Annotated in this window: 18 protein-coding genes; 10 read left to right on the forward strand and 8 right to left on the reverse strand. The window is 66.9% G+C overall.

The features are described 5' to 3' along the window. Nucleotides 1–52 precede the first annotated feature (52 nt). The 6 genes from hrcA to fghA all read left to right on the forward strand — a co-directional run bounded on the left by hrcA (nucleotide 53) and on the right by fghA (nucleotide 4,940). The gene (gene hrcA, locus ACTZWU_RS01245) at nucleotides 53–1,108 is read left to right on the forward strand and encodes a heat-inducible transcriptional repressor HrcA (RefSeq protein ID WP_444735535.1); all 1,056 of its coding nucleotides are present in this window, start codon (nucleotides 53–55) and stop codon (nucleotides 1,106–1,108) included. Next, complete coding sequence (locus tag ACTZWU_RS01250; protein ID WP_444735536.1) at nucleotides 1,108–1,647, forward strand: nucleotide exchange factor GrpE; 540 nt, start codon at nucleotides 1,108–1,110, stop codon at nucleotides 1,645–1,647. The genes hrcA and ACTZWU_RS01250 overlap by 1 nt, the downstream gene beginning before the upstream one ends. Before the next feature lie 104 nt (nucleotides 1,648–1,751). Further along, nucleotides 1,752–2,879 (forward strand): S-(hydroxymethyl)glutathione dehydrogenase/class III alcohol dehydrogenase, encoded by a 1,128-nt coding sequence (locus ACTZWU_RS01255; protein ID WP_444735537.1) that lies wholly within the window; start codon nucleotides 1,752–1,754, stop codon nucleotides 2,877–2,879. Nucleotides 2,880–2,960: 81 nt separating this feature from the next. Continuing rightward, entirely contained in the window at nucleotides 2,961–3,599 is a 639-nt protein-coding gene (locus ACTZWU_RS01260; RefSeq protein ID WP_444735538.1) for an ATP-dependent Clp protease proteolytic subunit, read from the forward strand. Beyond that, complete coding sequence (locus ACTZWU_RS01265) at nucleotides 3,596–4,117, forward strand: GNAT family N-acetyltransferase (protein WP_444735539.1); 522 nt, start codon at nucleotides 3,596–3,598, stop codon at nucleotides 4,115–4,117. The genes ACTZWU_RS01260 and ACTZWU_RS01265 overlap by 4 nt, the downstream gene beginning before the upstream one ends. Next, complete coding sequence (gene fghA, locus ACTZWU_RS01270) at nucleotides 4,107–4,940, forward strand: S-formylglutathione hydrolase (RefSeq protein WP_444735540.1); 834 nt, start codon at nucleotides 4,107–4,109, stop codon at nucleotides 4,938–4,940. Before ACTZWU_RS01265 ends, fghA begins: the two co-directional genes overlap by 11 nt. A gap of 3 nt (nucleotides 4,941–4,943) precedes the next feature. Here the strand turns inward: fghA and ACTZWU_RS01275 are convergent, their stop codons facing one another. The 3 genes from ACTZWU_RS01275 to ACTZWU_RS01285 all read right to left on the reverse strand — a co-directional run bounded on the left by ACTZWU_RS01275 (nucleotide 4,944) and on the right by ACTZWU_RS01285 (nucleotide 7,748). After that, entirely contained in the window at nucleotides 4,944–5,486 is a 543-nt protein-coding gene (locus tag ACTZWU_RS01275; protein ID WP_444735541.1) for a hypothetical protein, read from the reverse strand. 24 nt (nucleotides 5,487–5,510) lie between these two features. Then, the gene (locus ACTZWU_RS01280; RefSeq protein ID WP_444735542.1) at nucleotides 5,511–6,656 is read right to left on the reverse strand and encodes a UDP-galactopyranose/dTDP-fucopyranose mutase family protein; all 1,146 of its coding nucleotides are present in this window, start codon (nucleotides 6,654–6,656) and stop codon (nucleotides 5,511–5,513) included. Nucleotides 6,657–6,758: 102 nt separating this feature from the next. After that, nucleotides 6,759–7,748 carry a glycosyltransferase gene (locus ACTZWU_RS01285; protein ID WP_444735543.1) on the reverse strand — a complete coding sequence of 330 codons (990 nt, stop codon included), beginning with the start codon at nucleotides 7,746–7,748 and terminating at the stop codon, nucleotides 6,759–6,761. A gap of 191 nt (nucleotides 7,749–7,939) precedes the next feature. Between ACTZWU_RS01285 and ACTZWU_RS01290 the strand changes: the two genes are divergently transcribed. Together ACTZWU_RS01290 and ACTZWU_RS01295 are read left to right on the forward strand one after the other, a co-directional pair. Beyond that, nucleotides 7,940–9,055: a hypothetical protein gene (locus ACTZWU_RS01290; protein ID WP_444735544.1), complete on the forward strand. Its 1,116-nt coding sequence runs from the start codon at nucleotides 7,940–7,942 to the stop codon at nucleotides 9,053–9,055. A 2-nt stretch (nucleotides 9,056–9,057) separates the two neighbouring features. Beyond that, a complete protein-coding gene (locus tag ACTZWU_RS01295) occupies nucleotides 9,058–10,917 on the forward strand; it encodes a glycosyl transferase (protein WP_444735545.1) in 1,860 nt (619 codons plus the stop codon). On the opposite strand, the gene ACTZWU_RS01300 is transcribed toward ACTZWU_RS01295, so the two are convergent. Together ACTZWU_RS01300 and ACTZWU_RS01305 are read right to left on the reverse strand one after the other, a co-directional pair. Next, nucleotides 10,918–12,165 carry an MFS transporter gene (locus tag ACTZWU_RS01300; RefSeq protein WP_444735546.1) on the reverse strand — a complete coding sequence of 416 codons (1,248 nt, stop codon included), beginning with the start codon at nucleotides 12,163–12,165 and terminating at the stop codon, nucleotides 10,918–10,920. Between the two features lie 86 nt (nucleotides 12,166–12,251). Next, nucleotides 12,252–12,839 carry a LolA family protein gene (locus tag ACTZWU_RS01305; RefSeq protein ID WP_444735547.1) on the reverse strand — a complete coding sequence of 196 codons (588 nt, stop codon included), beginning with the start codon at nucleotides 12,837–12,839 and terminating at the stop codon, nucleotides 12,252–12,254. A 151-nt stretch (nucleotides 12,840–12,990) separates the two neighbouring features. Between ACTZWU_RS01305 and ACTZWU_RS01310 the strand changes: the two genes are divergently transcribed. Continuing rightward, nucleotides 12,991–14,223: a putative DNA modification/repair radical SAM protein gene (locus ACTZWU_RS01310; RefSeq protein WP_444735548.1), complete on the forward strand. Its 1,233-nt coding sequence runs from the start codon at nucleotides 12,991–12,993 to the stop codon at nucleotides 14,221–14,223. Continuing rightward, complete coding sequence (locus ACTZWU_RS01315; protein ID WP_444735549.1) at nucleotides 14,223–15,644, forward strand: UdgX family uracil-DNA binding protein; 1,422 nt, start codon at nucleotides 14,223–14,225, stop codon at nucleotides 15,642–15,644. The genes ACTZWU_RS01310 and ACTZWU_RS01315 overlap by 1 nt, the downstream gene beginning before the upstream one ends. Nucleotides 15,645–15,722: 78 nt before the next feature. Here ACTZWU_RS01315 and ACTZWU_RS01320 read toward each other — a convergent pair whose 3' ends face one another. Genes ACTZWU_RS01320 through ACTZWU_RS01330 form a run of 3 tightly spaced genes read right to left on the reverse strand, consistent with a single transcriptional unit; the run spans nucleotide 15,723 to nucleotide 18,823 of the window. Continuing rightward, the gene (locus tag ACTZWU_RS01320; protein WP_444735550.1) at nucleotides 15,723–16,634 is read right to left on the reverse strand and encodes a glutaminase; all 912 of its coding nucleotides are present in this window, start codon (nucleotides 16,632–16,634) and stop codon (nucleotides 15,723–15,725) included. Nucleotides 16,635–16,692: 58 nt separating this feature from the next. Then, nucleotides 16,693–17,916, reverse strand: a complete 1,224-nt coding sequence (locus ACTZWU_RS01325) for a UbiH/UbiF/VisC/COQ6 family ubiquinone biosynthesis hydroxylase (RefSeq protein ID WP_444735551.1) — start codon at nucleotides 17,914–17,916, stop codon at nucleotides 16,693–16,695. Between the two features lie 49 nt (nucleotides 17,917–17,965). Next, the gene (locus tag ACTZWU_RS01330; RefSeq protein ID WP_444735552.1) at nucleotides 17,966–18,823 is read right to left on the reverse strand and encodes an SDR family oxidoreductase; all 858 of its coding nucleotides are present in this window, start codon (nucleotides 18,821–18,823) and stop codon (nucleotides 17,966–17,968) included. Nucleotides 18,824–18,893 lie beyond the last annotated feature (70 nt).

Below are 18,893 nucleotides of genomic sequence, written 5' to 3' on the forward strand. Positions count from 1 at the left end.
CCGCCCGAGGGCACCTTCACGCAACCCCGACGGGGATCACAAGACAGGGCCCATGAGCCAGGAATCGCTGCTGGATGAACTGAACGAACGGTCCCGCGAAGTGTTTCGCCGGGTCGTCGAATCCTATCTGGAAACCGGCGAGCCTGTGGGGTCGCGGACGCTGACGCGCGCCCTGTCGGAACGGCTCAGCGCGGCGACGGTCCGCAACGTCATGCAGGATCTGGAATATCTGGGCCTGTTGGACAGTCCGCATGTCTCGGCGGGGCGGTTGCCCTCGCAGATGGGATTGCGGCTGTTCGTGGACGGGATGATGGAGGTCGATGCTGTCGATCCGCAGGACCGCGCGGTGATCGACCAGACGCTTGGCAATGACGATCCCGACACGAATCTGCTTCTGGACCGTGTCAGCACGGCGCTCAGCACCCTGACGCGGGGGGCTTCGCTGGTGCTGATGCCCAAGCGCGAGGCGCCGATCCGCCATATCGAATTCGTCAGTCTTGGGCCGGATCGCGCGCTGGTCGTGCTGGTCTTTGCCGATGGCCACGTCGAGAACCGCATCTTTACCCCGCCGCCGGGCCAGACGCCGTCCTCGATGCGCGAAGCGGGGAATTTCCTCAACGCCATGGCCGAGGGGCGCACCCTGTCCGAACTGCGCACCCATATCGCGCTGCAGATCGCGGCCCGTCGCGCCGAGCTGGACGTGATGGCGGCCGAACTGGTGCAGTCGGGCATCGCGCTCTGGGGGCAGGAAAGCAGCGATCCGCGCCTGATCGTGCGGGGCCGGTCGAACCTGTTGGCCAGCGAGATCGCGGATCTTGACCGGGTGCGTGTGCTGTTCGACGATCTGGAACGCAAGCGCGACATCGTGGAATTCCTGGAACTGGCCGAACAGGGCGACGGGGTCCGCATCTTCATCGGATCGGAAAACAAGCTTTTTTCACTTTCGGGTTCCGCTCTGGTGGTTTCCCCCTATATGAATGCCGACCGAAAGATCGTAGGCGCGGTCGGTGTGATCGGCCCGACGCGGCTGAATTATGGCCGGATCGTGCCGATCGTCGATTATACCGCGCAACTGGTCGGGCGGGTTCTGTCCGGCCGGAAAGGATGATGAAGACCATGACCGAGCAGAACGAGCAGCCCTTGGACGAAACCCTGGCCGATCCGCTGGCCGACCCCGCTGACGAGATCGCGCGCCTGACCGGCGAACGTGACGAGCTGCGCGACAAGTTCATGCGCGCGCTGGCCGATGCCGAAAACGCCCGCAAGCGCGCCGACAAGGACCGCCGCGACGCCGAGCAATATGGCGGCTCGCGTCTGGCCCGCGACCTGCTGCCGGTCCATGACGCGCTGACCCGTGCGCTGGACGCCGCAGGCGAGGAACAGCGCGCCGCCGCCGCCGCCCTGATCGAGGGGGTGGAACTGACCCTGCGCGAGCTGGACAACGTCTTCGCCAAGCACGGCATCACCGTGATCCGCCCCGCCACCGGCGAGAAGTTCGACCCGACCTGGCACGAGGCCATGTTCGAGGCGCCCGTTCCCGGCACCGTCGCGGGTCACATCATTCAGGTGATGGATAACGGCTTCCGCCTGCATGATCGCCTTCTGCGCCCGGCCAAGGTCGGCGTGTCGTCGATGCCTGCTTCGTAACGCCGCTACAACCTTCTTCCGACTTGCAGATCCCTGTCGTGGCGGCAACCCTGTCGCCACAGCCCGCGTTGGCCCCGACCAACACGCCAGAGGAGATGCAGAACATGAGAACCCGTGCCGCCGTGGCCCTTGAGGCCGGCAAGCCGCTGGAAGTGATGGAGGTGAACCTCGAAGGCCCCAAGGCCGGCGAGGTCATGGTCGAGATCAAGGCCACCGGCATCTGCCACACCGACGAATTCACCCGCTCGGGCGCCGACCCGGAAGGCATCTTCCCCGCGATCCTGGGTCATGAGGGCGCGGGCGTGGTGGTCGAGGTCGGCCCCGGCGTCACCTCGGTCAAGCCGGGCGATCACGTCATCCCGCTCTACACGCCCGAATGCCGCCAATGCGCGTCCTGCCTCTCGGGCAAGACGAACCTCTGCACCGCGATCCGCGCCACGCAGGGGCAGGGGCTGATGCCCGACGGCACGACCCGGTTTTCCATGCTGGATGGCACGCCGATCCACCACTACATGGGCTGCTCGACCTTTGCGAACCACACCGTCCTGCCCGAGATCGCCGTGGCCAAGGTCCGTGAGGACGCGCCCTTCGACAAGATCTGCTATATCGGCTGCGGCGTCACCACCGGCATCGGCGCGGTGATCAACACCGCCAAGGTGGAAATCGGCGCGAAAGCCGTAGTGTTCGGTCTGGGCGGGATCGGCCTCAACGTGATCCAGGGCCTGCGTCTGGCAGGGGCCGACATGATCATCGGCGTCGATCTGAACGACGACAAGAAGGCGATGGCCGAACATTTCGGCATGACGCATTTCGTCAATCCGAAGAACGTCGAGAACGTCGTGCAGGAAATCGTGAACCTGACCAAGACGCCCTTCGACCAGATCGGCGGCGCGGATTACAGCTTTGATGCCACGGGCAACGTCAAGGTCATGCGCGACGCGCTGGAATGCACCCACCGGGGCTGGGGCCAGTCGATCATCATCGGCGTGGCGCCCGCGGGGGCCGAGATCAGCACCCGGCCCTTCCAGCTTGTCACCGGCCGCGTCTGGAAAGGCACCGCCTTTGGCGGGGCGCGCGGGCGCACCGACGTTCCGCGGATCGTGGACTGGTACATGGATGGCAAGATCGAGATCGACCCGATGATCACCCACACGATGCCGCTGGAGGACATCAACAAGGGCTTCGACCTGATGCATCATGGTGAATCGATCCGCTCGGTCGTCCTTTACTGATCCTTCACCTCTGCTTAGGTAAAAGAACGGCGGCGCCGCGCGCGCCGCCGTCGCCGCAAGAACGAACGAAGGAGCAGGCCGATGCGCCATCAGTGGCTGGACGATGACGACGACGATCAGGAAGACGACGACCGCCGCCACAAGGGCGACAAGGATAGCGGCCTCGGCATGCCCGAGGGCGACAAGATCGCCAAGCTCTATTTCAAGTCGCGCACGGTGATCGTTGCCGGCCCGATCAACGACAAGCTGGCACAGCGCACCGTCGCGCATCTTCTGGCCCTGGCCGAGGACAGCGACGATCCGATCAACATGCTGATCTCCTCGCCCGGCGGGCATGTGGAATCGGGCGACATGATCCATGACGTGATCAAGTTCATCCGGCCCACCGTCCGCACCATCGGCTCGGGCTGGGTGGCCAGCGCGGGCGCGCTGATCTTCGTCGCCGCGAAAAAGGAAAACCGCTTCTGCCTGCCGAACACGCGGTTCCTGATCCACCAGCCCTCGGGCGGGATCGGCGGCACTTCGTCCGATATGATGATCCAGGCTGAACAGGTGCGCCTGATGCGCGACCGCCTGAACCAGATCTTCGCCGAGGCCACCGGCCAGAGCGTCGAGCGGATCGAAAAAGACACGCAGCGCGACTTCTGGCTGAACACGGCCGAGGCGCTGGATTACGGCCTGCTGGGCCAGGTCATCCGCAGCGTGGACGACCTGAAATGACAACGGCCAGCGGGGCGATCATCCGCCCCGCCACCCCTGACGATCACGACGCGATCTGGTCCATCCTCGAACCTGTCTACCGGGCGGGCCAGACCTATTGCATGCCCCGCGACGTCACCCGCGACGAGGCGATCGCGGATTGGTTCGCGGACCCCTTCACCGCCTTTGTAGCCGAGGCTGACGGCGCGATCCTTGGCACCAGCCATGTCGGGCGCAACCGCGCGGGCGGCGGGGCGCATGTCGCCAATGCCTCTTTCGCCACCGCGCCGCAGGCGCGCGGGCGCGGGATCGCGCGGGCGCTGGTCGAACATGCCAAGGACTGGGCCGCGGGGCAGGGGTTTCGTGCGATGCAGTTCAACTTTGTCGTCTCGACCAACGAGGATGCCGTTCATCTGTGGCAAAAGGCGGGTTTTGCGATTGTCGGCCGCCTGCCCGGCGCCTTCATGCATCCCGATCACGGGCCGGTCGACGCGCTGGTCATGTTCCAGACCCTGAAAGGAGGCCCGGATGAGCCTTGAGACCATCTCCGAGAACCGCAGCTTTCGCGGCACGCAGGGTGTCTATCGCCACCGCAGCCAGGCGACCGGCACCGACATGACCTTTGCTGTCTTTCTGCCCGAGGCCGCGCAACTCGGAAAGGTGCCGGTCCTGTGGTACCTGTCTGGCCTGACCTGCACGCATGAGAACGCGATGACCAAGGCCGCCGCTCAGCAATGGTGCGACGAGGCCGGCATCGCCATCGTCTTTCCCGACACCTCGCCGCGAGGCGAGGGCGTGGCCAATGACGAGGCCTATGATCTGGGCCAGGGCGCCGGCTTCTATGTCAACGCGACGCAGGACCCGTGGAAGCCGCATTTCCGCATGTGGGATTACGTGACCGAGGAACTGCCCGCTCTGGTCTGCGACACTTTCGCCGTCGATCCCGAGGCCATGGGCATCACCGGCCATTCGATGGGCGGCCACGGTGCGCTGACCATCGCGATGACGCATCCCGACCGCTATCGGTCCGTGTCCGCCTTCGCGCCGATTGCCAACCCGACCGAATCCGATTGGGGCCGCAAGCAGTTCAGCGCCTATCTGGGCGAGGACCTCGCCACATGGCGCGCCCATGACGCCACGATCCTGATGACCGAGCGAGGCTATCCCGGAGAGGTGCTGATCGATCAGGGCAGCACCGACCAGTTCCTTGACCTGTTGCGCCCCGAGGCCCTGGCCCATGCGATGATGGCGCGCCGCCAGCCCGGCCAGTTCCGCATGCAGCCGGGCTTCGATCACAGCTACTGGTTCGTCCAGAGCCTGATGGAGGATCACGTTCTCTGGCACGCCGAGCGGCTGGGCTGATCCTCAGACCAGGAACAGGCGCAGGTCCAGCAGGGTCAGATTGACCGGGCCGGGCCGGAAGAACAGGATCAGGTCGCGCCAATCGGCCTTTTGCGGCAGGTCGGGCATGGCGGCGGGCTCGATCAGGTCGTGGTGCAGGCTGGGCTGATCATAGGACACCATCAGGCGCGGCAGGAACACATCCACGATGTCCGCGCCCACGCCCGAGCGCAGGCAGATCCGGGTCGTCATCGACAATGGCGCCACGCTGCGCGCGATCAGGCCGAACGCCGCCGCATCCGCCAGATCGACCGCGCCTAGCGGCAGGTGCAGCCCCTGCCAGCGCGGCTGGACGCCGAAAGCGGGCTGCATCTCCAGTTCGAGGATCTGGCCGGGGCGCGAGGCGAAGCGACCGGCGATCCCGGCCTCGGGGTCCAGCGACAGAAAGGCGCCATGCCCGACCGGGTTGTCGCCCGGCCCGATCGCGCCGTGGTGATCCTGCTGCCGGATCTCGTTCAGCAGGGGGCGCATGCGCGCATCCGGTTCAAGGGGGCGAGGCTCGGTCATGGCGGGCTTCCGATCAGGCGCGGATCACCGGGGAGAGGTCAGGAAGGCCGGCGCGGACCGGCCCTCGGTCAGGCAGGACAGGAAGGCGTCGCCCGCATCCAGCGCCTCGCGGATGGTGACGTCCATGTCCAGATAGCGGTAGGTGCCAAGCCGCCCGACGAAGGTCACGCCCGGCGTGCGTTCCGCCAGCGCGATGTATTCCTCGAGCAGCGCTTTTTCCTGCACCAGCCGGATCGGGTAATAGGGGATATCGCCCGGTTCGGCCGCGCGGCTGAATTCGCGGTAGCAGACGCTGCCCTCGTGGCTTTCCCAGGGGCTGAAATGCTTGTGTTCGGTGATGCGCGTGTAAGGCACCTCGCGGTCGCCGTAATTCATCACCGCGCAGCCCTGATAATCGCCCTGATGATCGAAGCGTTCGAAATCCAGCGTGCGATAGCCCAGACGGCCCAGTTGGTAATCGAAATACCCGTCCAGCGGGCCGGACCAGAAAACGTGATCGACGCCTTCGGCCATGGCGGGGTCATAGGGGGTGGAAAGCTCGACCGTGATGCGGGGGTGGTCCAGGATCGCCTCGACCATGGGCGTGTAGCCGTCGCGGGGCATCCCCTGAAAGCGGTGGAAGAAGTAGTTATCGTCGTAGTTGAACCGCACTGGCAGCCGCTTGAGGATCGAGGCGGGCAGTTCCGTCGGGCTGCAGCCCCACTGCTTTTCGGTGTAGCCCTTGAAGAACGCCTCGTAGAGGGGGCGGCCGACGAAGCGCAGGGCCTGTTCCTCGAAGCTTTGCGGGTCCTCGATCGTCAGGTCGGCCTGATCCGCGATGAAGTCGCGCGCCTCGTCGGGGCGCATGGTCTTGCCGAAGAACTGGTTGATCGTCAGCAGGTTGATCGGCAGCGAATAGACCGCGCCCTGGGTCGTCGATTTCACCCGGTTCTGGAACGGCATGAAGGTCGCGAAGCGGTTGACGTAGTCCCAGACGCCCTGATCGTCGGTGTGAAAGATATGCGGGCCGTAGACATGCATCATCACGCCCGTCGCCTGATCGCGCGCGGTGTGGCAATTGCCCGCGACGTGGTCGCGGCTGTCGATGATGCGGCACTCATGCCCCGCCTCGGCCAGCTTGCGCCCGATCACCGCGCCCGAAAGACCGGCGCCCACCAGAAGAAATCGCATCGCAGCCTCGTTCGTTTCCTGTCGTTTCCGCCCGCAGGGGTTGTCTGGCCATATCGTCTTGGATGGGGGGCGGGCAAGCGAAAGCCGTTGCCCGCGCGGCTTTCAGCGCCGCGTCGCGCCTGCGACCACCTCGGCATGGGGGCGCCCCAGCCGCCGGGCCAGCCCGTCGCGCAGCGCAAGCGACAGCATCCGGCGGAAAACCGGCGCGTCGTCGCCGTAATCGCGCGCCTTCCGCCGCCACTTGACCACCAGCAGCGGCACCAGCGGCCAGAAGAACGGCCCCGCCGCCACGCGATAGGCGATCAGCGCGTTGCGATACATGTAATAGACCTTCCACAGCGGGCGCAGGACCAGCCCGGTCGCACCCTGCGCGGCCTCGGTGTCGTGTTCGAAGCGGACCTGCGGCAAGAACCCGATCCTGAGGCCCCTGCGCCGCATCGACAGCGTGTAAAGCTGATCATCCCCATAGACGAACAGACGCGCATCCGGCAGCCCGGCCTGCGCCACGGCCCGGCGCGAGACGAAGAAGCCGACGAAAGAGGTCATGTCCACCGCCACCGGCCCGGCCGCAGGGTCATAGGCCGCATCGGTCAGATGAAAGCCCCGCCGCCCTTTGCCCGACAGCGTCCGCAGGAATTCGGGCAGCCGCCAGAAGGGGTTGCGATAGGGGCGGTTCATCTCGCAGATGCGGCCATCGGGGTGAAAGACCGCAGCCCCCGCCGCGTCCCAGCCCGACAGGTCGGCCTGTCGAAACGCCGTTACGGCGCCCGGCGCCGGGCGGCCGTCATCGTCCATCAGCAGCATCCAGTCCGGGTCCACCCGGTCGCGCATCAGCGCCATCGCGCCCGAAAAGCCGCCCGCGCCGCCCAGATTGTCGGCGCTGCGGTGGACGATCAGCCGTGGATCGTCCAGCCCCGCCAGATGATCCGCCGTCCCGTCGGTCGAGGCATTGTCGAAGACCAGCACCCGGTCCAGATCCTCGGCCAGAAGCCGCGTCAGCGTGTCGCGCAGCTTGGGCAGGCGGTTATGGGTGACGACGATGGCACCGATGATCGGGCGGGCCTTTGCCGGGGCAGGGGGGCTGTCGATCACGCGCGCTTGCCTTGTATGCGAAGGGACGGGGGTGCATAACAGCCACCGCCCCGCGCGGCAATGCCCGCCGCTTTTCCGCCGAAGCACCACCCGGATGGGTTGCGACAGGCGGGACCCCCCTGTAGGTGCATCGGGTCAGGCGGGCTTGGCCCGAAGGAACGCGCACGGATAACCGGAGACGAACAGGCAGGATGCATGTCAGCCTCTATATCGGTCACCACAAGGTCGGATCGACCTCGCTTCAGGTCTTCCTGTCGCAGAACGTGGTCCGCCTGATCCGGCACGGCGTTCTCTATCCTTATACCGAGATGCAGGGCGCGGCCTCGGTCGCGGCGCGGATGCTGTCGGGGGACCGCGTCTCGGCGCTGACCGCCAATATCCGCGAACCCCACAGCGCGCTGGCCTATCAGTTCATGTCCGAGGCCGCGGATTTCCCCATTCCGCGCCAGTTCATGCTGTTGCCCCCGCGCCAGCAGATGATCCGCGCGATCCGCATGCAGGTTTCCGAACTGAAGCCCAAGGCGGTGATCCTGTGCTCCGAGGCCTTCGCCAATTTCGGCGCGGTCAAACCCGAGCTGATCGACGCCGTGACGCGGATCTTTCCCGACGCGACCTTCTCGGTTTATGGCGCGCTCAGGCGGCCCGACGAATATCTGGCGTCCTGGCACAATCAGCGCGTCAAGGTGGGCGAGCGTGCCGGCCTTCTGGCGGGCGAGGGCTGGCGGCATTACGAGGCGACGATCCATTTCAACTATCGCCTTGCCGTCGAGGACTGGCTGATCCGCGTCCCGGGCGAGGCGAAGGTGCTGCGGAACTACGCCGATATCCTGTCCGCAGGCGGGTCCGAGGCCGATTTCATGGCTCATTCCGGCATCGATTTTCCCGACGGGATGACCCCCGCCCGCCGCGCGAACAAAAGCCTGCACCCGGCCCTGGTCGAGATCGCGCGCCGGGGCAACCACGCCCTGAGCCTGCCCGAGGCGCAGGCGCTGGTGCAGTTCCTGATGAAGCATCAGGCGTCGCTTGACCTGCCGCCCGCCTCGGATGTCGAGTTGTTCGGCCCCGAAGCCCGCCGCGCCATGTTCGAGGCCTTTCTGCCCTCTCATGCCTGGCTGTCGGGCATCACGGGGCAGGCGGCGTTCTTTCCCGATATCGACGCCATGCTGACCTGTCGCCCGCTGTCCGAGGCCCAGGCGATGCGCGCGGCCCTCGCCGCGCTGAGCGATGACAGGATCGCGCCGCTGCAAGCGCGACCCCGTGACTTTCTGGCGCATCTGCGCGCAACCCCGAACCCCGCCGAGGTCTGACAGTGTCCCTTCCGATGCAAGCCGATCACCTGCCCGCGCTGCACCTGCTACAGGGTATGCTGTGGCCCGAACCGGGCATTTCGTCCGAGCCCGCACTGTATGTGCGACTGTCGGGTCCGGCGGGTCTGGCGGCCAGCCGGCGCCGCCTCCATGTGGGCGCCGGGGCAGAGCTGGGCTTCGACACGGCCTTCAACCTGTTCAATCTGGGCAAGTGGCAGCATGGGGCGGGCCTGTCGGACCTGTCGCTGTCGCTCTGCGGTCAGGGCGAATTCGCGCTGGTCGTCCGCCAGCACGCGCCGCGCCGGTCCGACGAGACGATCCTGTCCGAGATCGTCACCCTGACCGAAGGCCAGCCGCTGATCGTCGATCTGAGCGGCCACATCCAGCACGCCTTGGGTGGCGTCCTGACCTTCGCGCTGACCAGTTTCGGGGCGGGCCATCTGGACGATATCGGCTGGCTGACCCGTCAGGCGCCCCGCCGTCAGCCGCAGATCGCGCTGTCGATCACGACCTTTCGCCGCGAAGAGGCCGTGCAGGCCAGCGTCCGCCGCTTTCGCGACTATATCGCCACCAGCCCTCTGGCGGCGCATCTGCATCTTCAGGTCGTCGATAACGGCCAGAGCGCGGGGATCGAGCCCTGCACCCATGTCACCCCCATCCCGAACGAGAATCTGGGCGGGGCGGGCGGCTTTGCCCGTGGCCTGATCGAGGCCGAGGGTCGCGGCGCCACGCATGTCCTGTTCATGGATGATGATGCCTCGATCCATATGGACGCGCTGCAGCGCACATGGGCCTGGCTGGCCCATGCCCATGCCGACAACGCCGCCGTGGCGGGCGCGCTGACCAACGCGCAGTTCAAGAACCTGATCTGGGAAAACGGCGCGCGCTTCCACATCCAGTGCCGGCCGGAATCCATGGGCACCGACCTCAGCGATTTCGACGAGGCTGCGGCGATGGAGTTCGCCTCGACCGGGGGCAAGCCGGGGAATTATTACGGCGGCTGGTGGTATTTCGCCTTTCCGATCGCAGCGACCCGGTTCCGGCCCTTCCCCTATTTCGTGCGCGGCGACGATGTCGGCTTTTCGCTGGCCAACGATTTCAGCATCACGACGCTGCCCGGCGTCGTCTCGTTCCAGGATGCGAATTTTGCGGACAAGGAATCGCTGAACACGCTGTATCTGGACCTGCGCAGCCATATGGCGAACCACATCGCCATTCCCGGCGTGCAAATCCCGCGCAGCACGCTGGCCTCGATCCCGCTGCGCTTCTTCGGGCGCAGCCTGCTGCAATGCCATTACGAGACGATGGAGGCGCTGAACCTGTCCTTCGAGGACGTGATGCGCGGCCCCGCCTTCTTCGAGGAAAACGCCGACATGGCCGCCCGCCGTGCCGATCTGGCCCGGATCAGGGATGTCGAGGCGTTCCGCCCGCTGGATGGTCCGGTGCCAGCCGACCATGTCCGCTGGAACCCCGCTAATCCGGCGGTGCGGCTGGTGATGAAACTCACGCTGAACGGGCACCTGATCCCGTTCTGGCGCCAGATCGGCAATCGCCGCGTCCTGCCCGCAGGCCGCCGGGGCGAGATCCGCCAGACCTGGGCCGCCGCGCAGGTCACCTATCTGGACGGCAACGGCAATGCCTTCACCGTGCATCATTCCAAGCGCAAGGCCGCGCGGCAGCTTTGGCGGATGACGCGCAATATGTGGCATCTGTGGCGCAATCACGACGCCATCCGCGCCGATTGGCGCGAGGGCTATCTGCGCCTTGCCAGCGACGCCTTCTGGCGCCGCCGTCTGGGTCTGGACCCGGCGCCTGCCCCGGTGGAGCAGGTCGCCGATCAGCCCGTCGCGAAGGCTGGCTGATCAGGCCGCCGCCGGGGCGGGCATCCGCAAGGGTGCCTCGCGCACCGGCAGGTGGATCAGCGCGCTGAAGGCGCCCACGCCCACGCCGATCCACCAGACCAGCAGGTAATTGCCCGACACGTCGTAAAGCCAGCCGCCCAGCCAGACCCCCATGAACGACCCGATCTGGTGCGACAGGAAGACAAAGCCGTAAAGCGTCCCCATGTAGCGCAGGCCGTAGATATAGGCGACCAGACCCGAGGTCAGCGGCACCGTCGCCAGCCACAACGCCCCCATGACCAGCGAAAAGACGATCACCGTCGCGGGCGTGATCGGCGTCAGGATGAAGGCGGCGGCGGCGATGGTCCGCATCGTGTAGATGCCCGCCAGCAGGTATTTGCGCGTATATCGCTTGCCCAGCCAACCCGCCAGGATCGCACCCGCGATATTGGCCAGCCCGATCAGCGAGATCGCGACCGCCCCAAGCGCCGAGGCCGTGGTGATGCCCAGCCCCGCCAGAATGCCGCCCGGCTCGATCGGGCCGCACATCTCGGTGATCATGGCGGGGAAATGCGCGGTGATGAAGCCCAGCTGATAGCCGCAGGAAAAGAACCCGGCGAAGATCATCAGAAAGGACGGATCGCGGAAGGCGCGACCGACGACCTGCCCCATGCTGGCTTCCAGCGTGGCGGGGCTGGCGGGGCGACCGCTGCCCAGCAAAGGCAGGAAGGCCAGCGTGCTAAGGATGATGACCCCGAAGATGATGAAGACCGATTGCCAGGCGTAGAAGGCCAGCAGGATCTCGGCCAAAGGCGCGCCAAAGACCTGCCCGGCCGATCCGGCGGCGGTGGCGATGCCCAGGGCCAGGCTGCGGTTCTCGTCGCTGGCGGCGCGTCCGACCACCGCCAGGATCACGCCAAAGCCCGTGCCGGCGATGCCGAAGCCCACCATGATCTCCAGCAGCTGCACCCCGGCGGGCGTGGTGGCGAATGCCGTCAGGATCAGCCCCGCGCTGTAAAGGAACGCCCCCAGGATGATCGCCCACCGGTCGCCCCACCGTTCCGCCAGCGCGCCGAAGATCGGCTGTCCGATCCCCCAGGCCAGGTTCTGGATCGCGATGGCCAGCGAGAATTCGGCGCGCGGCCAGCCGAAATCCTCGGCGATGGGGATCTGGAACACCCCGAAACTGGCGCGCAGCGCAAAGTTGATCAGCAGGATCAGCGATCCGCCGATCAGGACGGGTGTGAACAGGCGGGCATTGGCGGACATGAAAGAGGCTCCGGGTGAACGGAGCCTCAGCCTTGCCGCGCGATGCGCGCCCGGTCAATCACGCGATTGTATCGGCGCAATCGCCCCTATTGCCCCATCGCCGCCTGGATCGAGAAGCGCGAGGCCGGGATCGAGCCGCCTTTCCGCATCTCGCCCAGGATCACGGTCGTCTTGGCGCCGGTATCGTCGGTCACGATCCACTGGCGCAGCTCTGTGGGCGCCGAGAACACCATCTGGATGTTGCCGTTCTGCGGCCGCTGCGGGTCCTGCGCGGTGACGATGGTCGCGTTGTTCTGCTCGGTATGGCCGATCACCATGTTCGGGCGCGACAGGTTGATGTTGGCGTCCAGAATGATCGACAGCGGCGTCTGCGACAGCGGGTATTGATGCGGCCCGCTATTCGACTTGCCGTCGAACACCGCGACGTTCCCGCCCGAGGCCAGAACCAGCGTGCGGTCGTTGTTGTATTCGAACCGCACCCGGCCCGGACGCTGGATATAGACCGTCCCGGTCGAGATCGTGCCATCCGGGTTCACCTGCGTGAACTCGGACGTCACCGTGGTCAGGCTGTTGAGATAACGCGAGATCTCGTTGAGTGAAATTCTCTCGGCAAAGGCCGGGATGGCCATGGCGAGGGCGAGGACGGGCGCAAGTGCGAGGGCTTTGATATTCATGGCGCCATTCTTATCCTTTTGCGATATTCTTGCACATCACGACTGGCGGATGGCGATGGCAGGGAATGATCGCGCCCCTGTGACAGTTCCACGCAGTTTGTTTCAGCGCCGCAATCTTGCGCGGAACGCATAGTGAACATAGTGTCGGGACATGGCGCGACTCACCTTGCAGCAGAAGCTGGCCATCCTGTCGGATGCGGCGAAATACGATGCCTCCTGCGCGTCCAGCGGGACAACGCGGCGCGATTCTCGGTCGGGCGGGATCGGCTCGGCGGGCGGGTCGGGGATCTGCCACGCCTACACGCCGGACGGGCGGTGCATCAGCCTGCTCAAGATCCTGATGACGAATTTCTGCATCTATGACTGCGCCTATTGCATCAACCGCGTCAGCAGCAACGTCGAACGCGCCCGGTTTTCCCCCGAAGAGGTCGTGACCCTGACGCTGGAATTCTACCGGCGCAACATGATCGAGGGGCTGTTCCTGTCCTCGGGCATCATCCGCAGCCCTGACCAGACGATGGGCGACATGGTCCGCATCGCCCGGATGCTGCGGGTCGATCACGGGTTCAAGGGTTATATCCACCTCAAGACGATTCCCGACGCCGCGCCCGACCTGGTGGCCGAGGCCGGGCTTTACGCCGACCGCCTGTCGGTCAACATCGAACTGCCGCAGGATGCCAGCCTGCGCGATCTGGCCCCCGAGAAACGCCCCGAAACGATCCGCGCGACCATGGCCGATGTCCGCCTGAACCGCGAGGCCGCGAAGGACCGCAGCCATACCGGCAAGCGCCCGCCGCGTTTCGCGCCGGCGGGCCAGTCTACGCAGATGATCGTCGGCGCCGATCAGGCGACCGACCGCGACATCCTGAAGACCTCGGCCAATCTCTATTCGGGATATCAGCTCAAGCGGGTCTATTACTCGGCCTTTTCGCCGATCCCCGATGCCTCGGCGGTGCTGCCGCTGATCAAGCCGCCGCTGATGCGGGAACACCGGCTCTATCAGGCCGACTGGCTGATGCGCTTCTACGGGTTCGAGGCTGACGAGATCGGCGCCGCCCACCCGTCGGGCAATCTGGATCTGGCCATCGACCCGAAACTGGCCTGGGCGCTGGCCAATCGCGCGCATTTCCCGGTGGACGTCGCCCGTGCCAGCCGCGAGATGCTGCTGCGCGTGCCGGGTTTCGGCACCAAGACCGTGGCGCGCATCCTGTCGGCGCGGCGCAACGGCCCGCTGCGCTACGGCGATCTTCTGCCGATGGGCGCGATCATGTCCAAGGCGCAGCCCTTCGTGACCCTGCCAGACTGGTCGCCCGGCGCGCTGACCGACAGCGCGGGCCTGCGCGCCCGCTTCGCGCCCCCGCCCGAACAGCTGAGCCTCTTCTGATGATCCGGGTGACGTTGCCGCGCTTCGCCCGGTTCGAGGCATGGCGCACGGCCGCGCGCGACCTGGCCTCGGCCCGGGTCCTGCCCGGCGCGGTGACATGGGCCGATCCCGACTCTCCGCCCGACCTCTTCGGCGCGGATGCCCCGCCGCCGCCCGGCTCGCATCAGGTCACGGCCACGCAGGATTTCCTGCAACTGGCCCGTCAGGTCGCTAGCCATTCCGACCCGGAACGCTGGTCGCTGCTCTATGCAGCCCTGATGCGGGCGCAGACCGACCGGCGCTTTCTGTCGAACCCCGCCGACCCGATGCTGGACCGCCTGTCGCGCATGGCCAAATCGGTCCGCCGCGACATTCACAAGATGCACGCCTTCGTGCGCTTCCATGAACTGCCCTCGGACAGTCCCCGCCGCCGCTTCGCCGCCTGGTTCGAACCCGAACACCCGATCCTCGAGGCCGGCACGCCCTTCTTCGCCAAGCGTTTCGCGGATATGGACTGGCTGATCGCCACGCCCGAAGGCATCGCCCGCTTCACCGGCGGGGCGATCGACTACGCCCCGCCCCAGCCGCGCCCCGATCTGCCCGACGATCACAGCCACGACCTGTGGCAGACCTATTTCGCCAACATCTTCAACCCGGCCCGCATCAAGACCCAGGCGATGCGATCCGAAATGCCCCTAAAATACTGGAAGAACCTGCCCGAAACGCGGCTGATCCCCGACATGCTGGCCGACGCGCCCCGCCGCGTCCAGGCCATGCGCGAGGCAGGCGCCAGCACCGCCCCCGCCTTTGCACCCAGAGTCACGGCGCGCATCCGCCAGCCCCTCCCTGACAGCGCCCCCACCACCCTGACGGATGCCGCGTCACAGGCGGCCCGCTGCACAAGATGCGATCTCTGCCACGCCGCCACGCAGACGGTCTGGGGCGAAGGCCCGCCCGACGCGCCCCTGATGATCGTGGGCGAGGCGCCGGGCGATCACGAGGATCTTCAAGGCCGCCCCTTCATCGGCCCGGCAGGCCAGCTTCTGCGAACCACGATGATCCAGACCGGCCTCGACCCCGACCGAACATGGCTCACCAATGCGGTCAAGCATTTCCGCTTCACCCCGCGCGGAAAGCGCCGCCTGCACCAATCCCCTGATGGCAGCCATATCCAGCATTGCCGTTGGTTGCTCGACCTCGAACGTCGCCTCGTGGCGCCGCGCCTGACACTCGCTCTGGGCGCCACGGCGGCTCTGGCGCTCACCGGCAACCGACAGCCCTTGACCCCGCGCCGCGGCCGGATCGAGCCGGCCTTGGACGGCGGCCCCGTCCTCATCACGTGGCATCCCAGCCTGATCCTGCGCCTGCCCCCCGACCGCGCCTCGGCCGCGCTTGCGCAATTCCGCGCCGACCTCACCCAGGCCGCGAACCAGATCGCCTGACTTTGCCTTGGTCCAAATATCCCCGGGGGGTGAATTGGCCGCAGGCCAAGAGGGGGGCAGGCAGCCCCCCGCGACGCTTCAGCCAAAGACCGACCAGCCGGTGAACTCGGCCAGCCGCTCGGCCGCCAGCGTCCCGGCCAGCGAATTGCCCCACCCGTCCAGCCCCGGCGACCAGATCGCGATCGAGGCCCGGCCCGGCGCGATCACCAGAAGCCCGCCGCCCACGCCCGACTTGGCGGGCATCCCCACCCGGAACGCGAAATTCCCCGACCCGTCATATTGCCCGCAGGTCATCATCAGCGCGTTGATGCGCCGCTGCTTGACCGGCGACAGCAGCGCGGGTGCACAGTCCAGCCCTGCGATCACCCGCCCCGCAAGGGCCAGCTGCACGCAATCCATCTCGATGGCGCATTGGTGGAAATAGGTGCCGATCACGTGATCCGGGGGGTTCTTCAGGTTGCCGAAGCTGCGCAGGTAATGGGCGAGGGCAGCGTTTCTGTGGCCGGTTTGTGCCTCGGACCGCGCCACGGCCTTGTCGATATGGATCGCGTCATCGCCCGAGGCCTGGCGCAGGAAGCCCACCACCTCGGACAGGGCCTGTTGAGGGCTCCGCCCGGTCAACAGCTCATCCGTGACGACCAGCGCACCGGCGTTGATGAAGGGATTGCGGGGGCGGCCCTTTTCCTGCTCCAGCAGCAGGATGGAATCGAAGCGGTCGCCCGAAGGTTCGCGGCCCACACGGCTCCATAACTGCTCGCCGATCCGGCCCAGAACGCAGGCCAGCGCAAAGACCTTGCTGATGGACTGAATGGAAAAACCCTGCCGCGCCTGTCCGGCCTCAAGCACCTTTCCATCGGCCAGGGCAACGGCGATCCCGAACTGGTCGGGGGCCACGCGGCCCAGTTCGGGAATGTAATCCGCGACCTTGCCCCAATCGCCCTGATCCCGGATCTGGCGGTTCAGATCGTGAAGAAAATCCTGCAGTTCCATGCCGCCCCCTCCTGCGTCACGCGCCAGCCTATGGCGCGAAAACAGGCGCAGGAAAAGCCTAAAGAGGCCGCCCGGTCAGCAGTCGCGGCATCGGCTGGATCGCCAGACCGGCCGCCTGTCGCATGAAGCCGCGCCTCAGACCGGGCAGGGCGCTGACAAGCCCCATACCCAACCCTCGCACAGCCGAGACGACGGGGTTGTCGGTGCCGAAAAGCCGGTTCACCGCATCCATCCCCAAAGCCAAGGCCGTCGCGTCGGCCCGTCGCCAACCCTGATAGCGTTCCAGCACCAGAGGGCTGCCGATATCCTCGCCCCGCCGTGCGGCCTCGACCACGGCCTCGGCCAGCGCGGCGACGTCGCGCAGGCCGAGGTTCAGGCCCTGACCCGCGATCGGATGCACGCCATGCGCTGCATCCCCGATCAGCGCGACGCGCGGCGCGGCATAGCGTTCGGCCAGCGACAGGCTGAGCGGATAGGAAAAGCGCGGTCCGGCCAGCGAGACGGGGCCAAGAAAATCGCCAAAGCGGGGGCGTAGCACCGACAGGAAGGCGTCATCCTCCAGCGCGGCGATGGCGCGTGCATTGGCTCGGGTCTCGGACCAGACGACGCTGCTGCGATTGCCGGGCAGGGGCAGGATCGCCAGAGGCCCGGTGGCCATGAAATATTGATGCGCGATCCCCTGATGCGGCAGCGCGTGATCGACCACCGCTACCAGCGCGGTCTGCCCGTAATCCCAGCCCTGACGACGGATGCCCGCCCGCGTGGCAACCCCCGATCCGCGCCCGTCGGCACCCACCAGCAGCCGCGCGGCAAGCTGGCGCCCATCCGACAGCGTGACCGTGATCCCGTGCGGTCCCGGATCCTGCGCGGTGACGGCATGGCCCGGCAGATGGGTGACGCGGCCCTCCATCGCGGCGATCAGCGCGCGATAGAGAAAGCGATCCTCAAGCATGTGGCCGACGGGGCCGTCCTCGATCTCGGCGCTGTCGAAGTGCAGGAAGAAGGGCGCGGCACCCTCTCCGGGGCGGCCCTGCGAGGCCTTGACCTGCCGGATCGGCTGGCTTTCGCCCGCCAGTCCGGGCCAGAGCGACAGCGCCGACAGCAGCCGGACCGAGGCCAAGGCCAGCGCATAGGCGCGCCCGTCGAACGTGTCGCCCGCCCGGTCATCGACGCGGCGCGGATCGACCACGGCCACCGACAGCCCGGCCCCGGCCAGTGCCAGCGCCAGCGTCGGGCCGTTCAGCCCGCCCCCGGCAATCACTACGTCGAAATCATGTTTCATGGCGCGATCTAGTCACGGGGCGGCGGCAATGGCAATGCGGCGGCGGGCCTCAGCCCTCGGCCTGCAGCAATGCGGCAAGGCCGCTGCGGTAATCGGGGTAAAGCAGGCGCACGCCCAGATCGCGCTTGATCCGGTCGTTCCGCACCCGCTTGCTGTCGGCATAGAAGGACCGCGCCATTGGCGACATCTCTGGCGCGGCCTCGTCAAACGCCACCTCGGGCGGCACCGGCAGGCCCAACAGGCGCGCGGCATGTTCGATCACGTCCTGCGGCGGGGCGGGGTCGTCGTCGCAGACGTTGTAGATGCCGACCGGCTGCGGCGCGTTGATCGAGGCCAGAAGCACCTGCGCGATATCCGCGACATGGATGCGCGAAAAGACCTGACCCGGCTTCACGATGCGCCGGGCGGTGCCGTTCCTGACCTTCTCGAAGGGGCCACGACCGGGGCCGTAGATGCCTGCCAGCCGGAAGATGTGCAGGGGCAAACCGTGGTCGCGCGCCAGGGCCTGCCATGCGGCCTCGGCCCGGATGCGGGCCTGACCGCGCGGGCCTGACCCGTCCAGAACGCTGTCCTCATCGACCCAGCCGCCCTGACGGTCGCCATAGACGCCGGTCGTGGACAGATAGCCCAGCCAGCGCAGCCGCGCGCGGGCCAGATCATCCGTGAATTCGGCCATAACCGGGTCGCCCTGCGGCCCCGGCGCGACCGAGACCAGCACCGCATCGGCCCGCGCCAGCGCCTCGCGCAGCGCGTCCGCTTGCCCCGGCCAGATCAGGGGCCGCGCGCCGCTGGCCGCCACGCGGTCGGGGTCGCCGCGCGTCGTGCCGGTCACGCGCCAGCCCTGCGACACCAGCAGGGGTGTCAGCGCGGCGGCCGAATAACCATGTCCGAATACCAGCATTTCCATGACGCCAGCGTAACCCGAGGCGCGGCCCTACGCCAGACGGCTTGCCTGCCCGCGCCTCTGCTGGCAGTTT

This window comes from Paracoccus sp. NSM, from assembly GCF_052379855.1.
Taxonomy (GTDB): domain Bacteria; phylum Pseudomonadota; class Alphaproteobacteria; order Rhodobacterales; family Rhodobacteraceae; genus Paracoccus.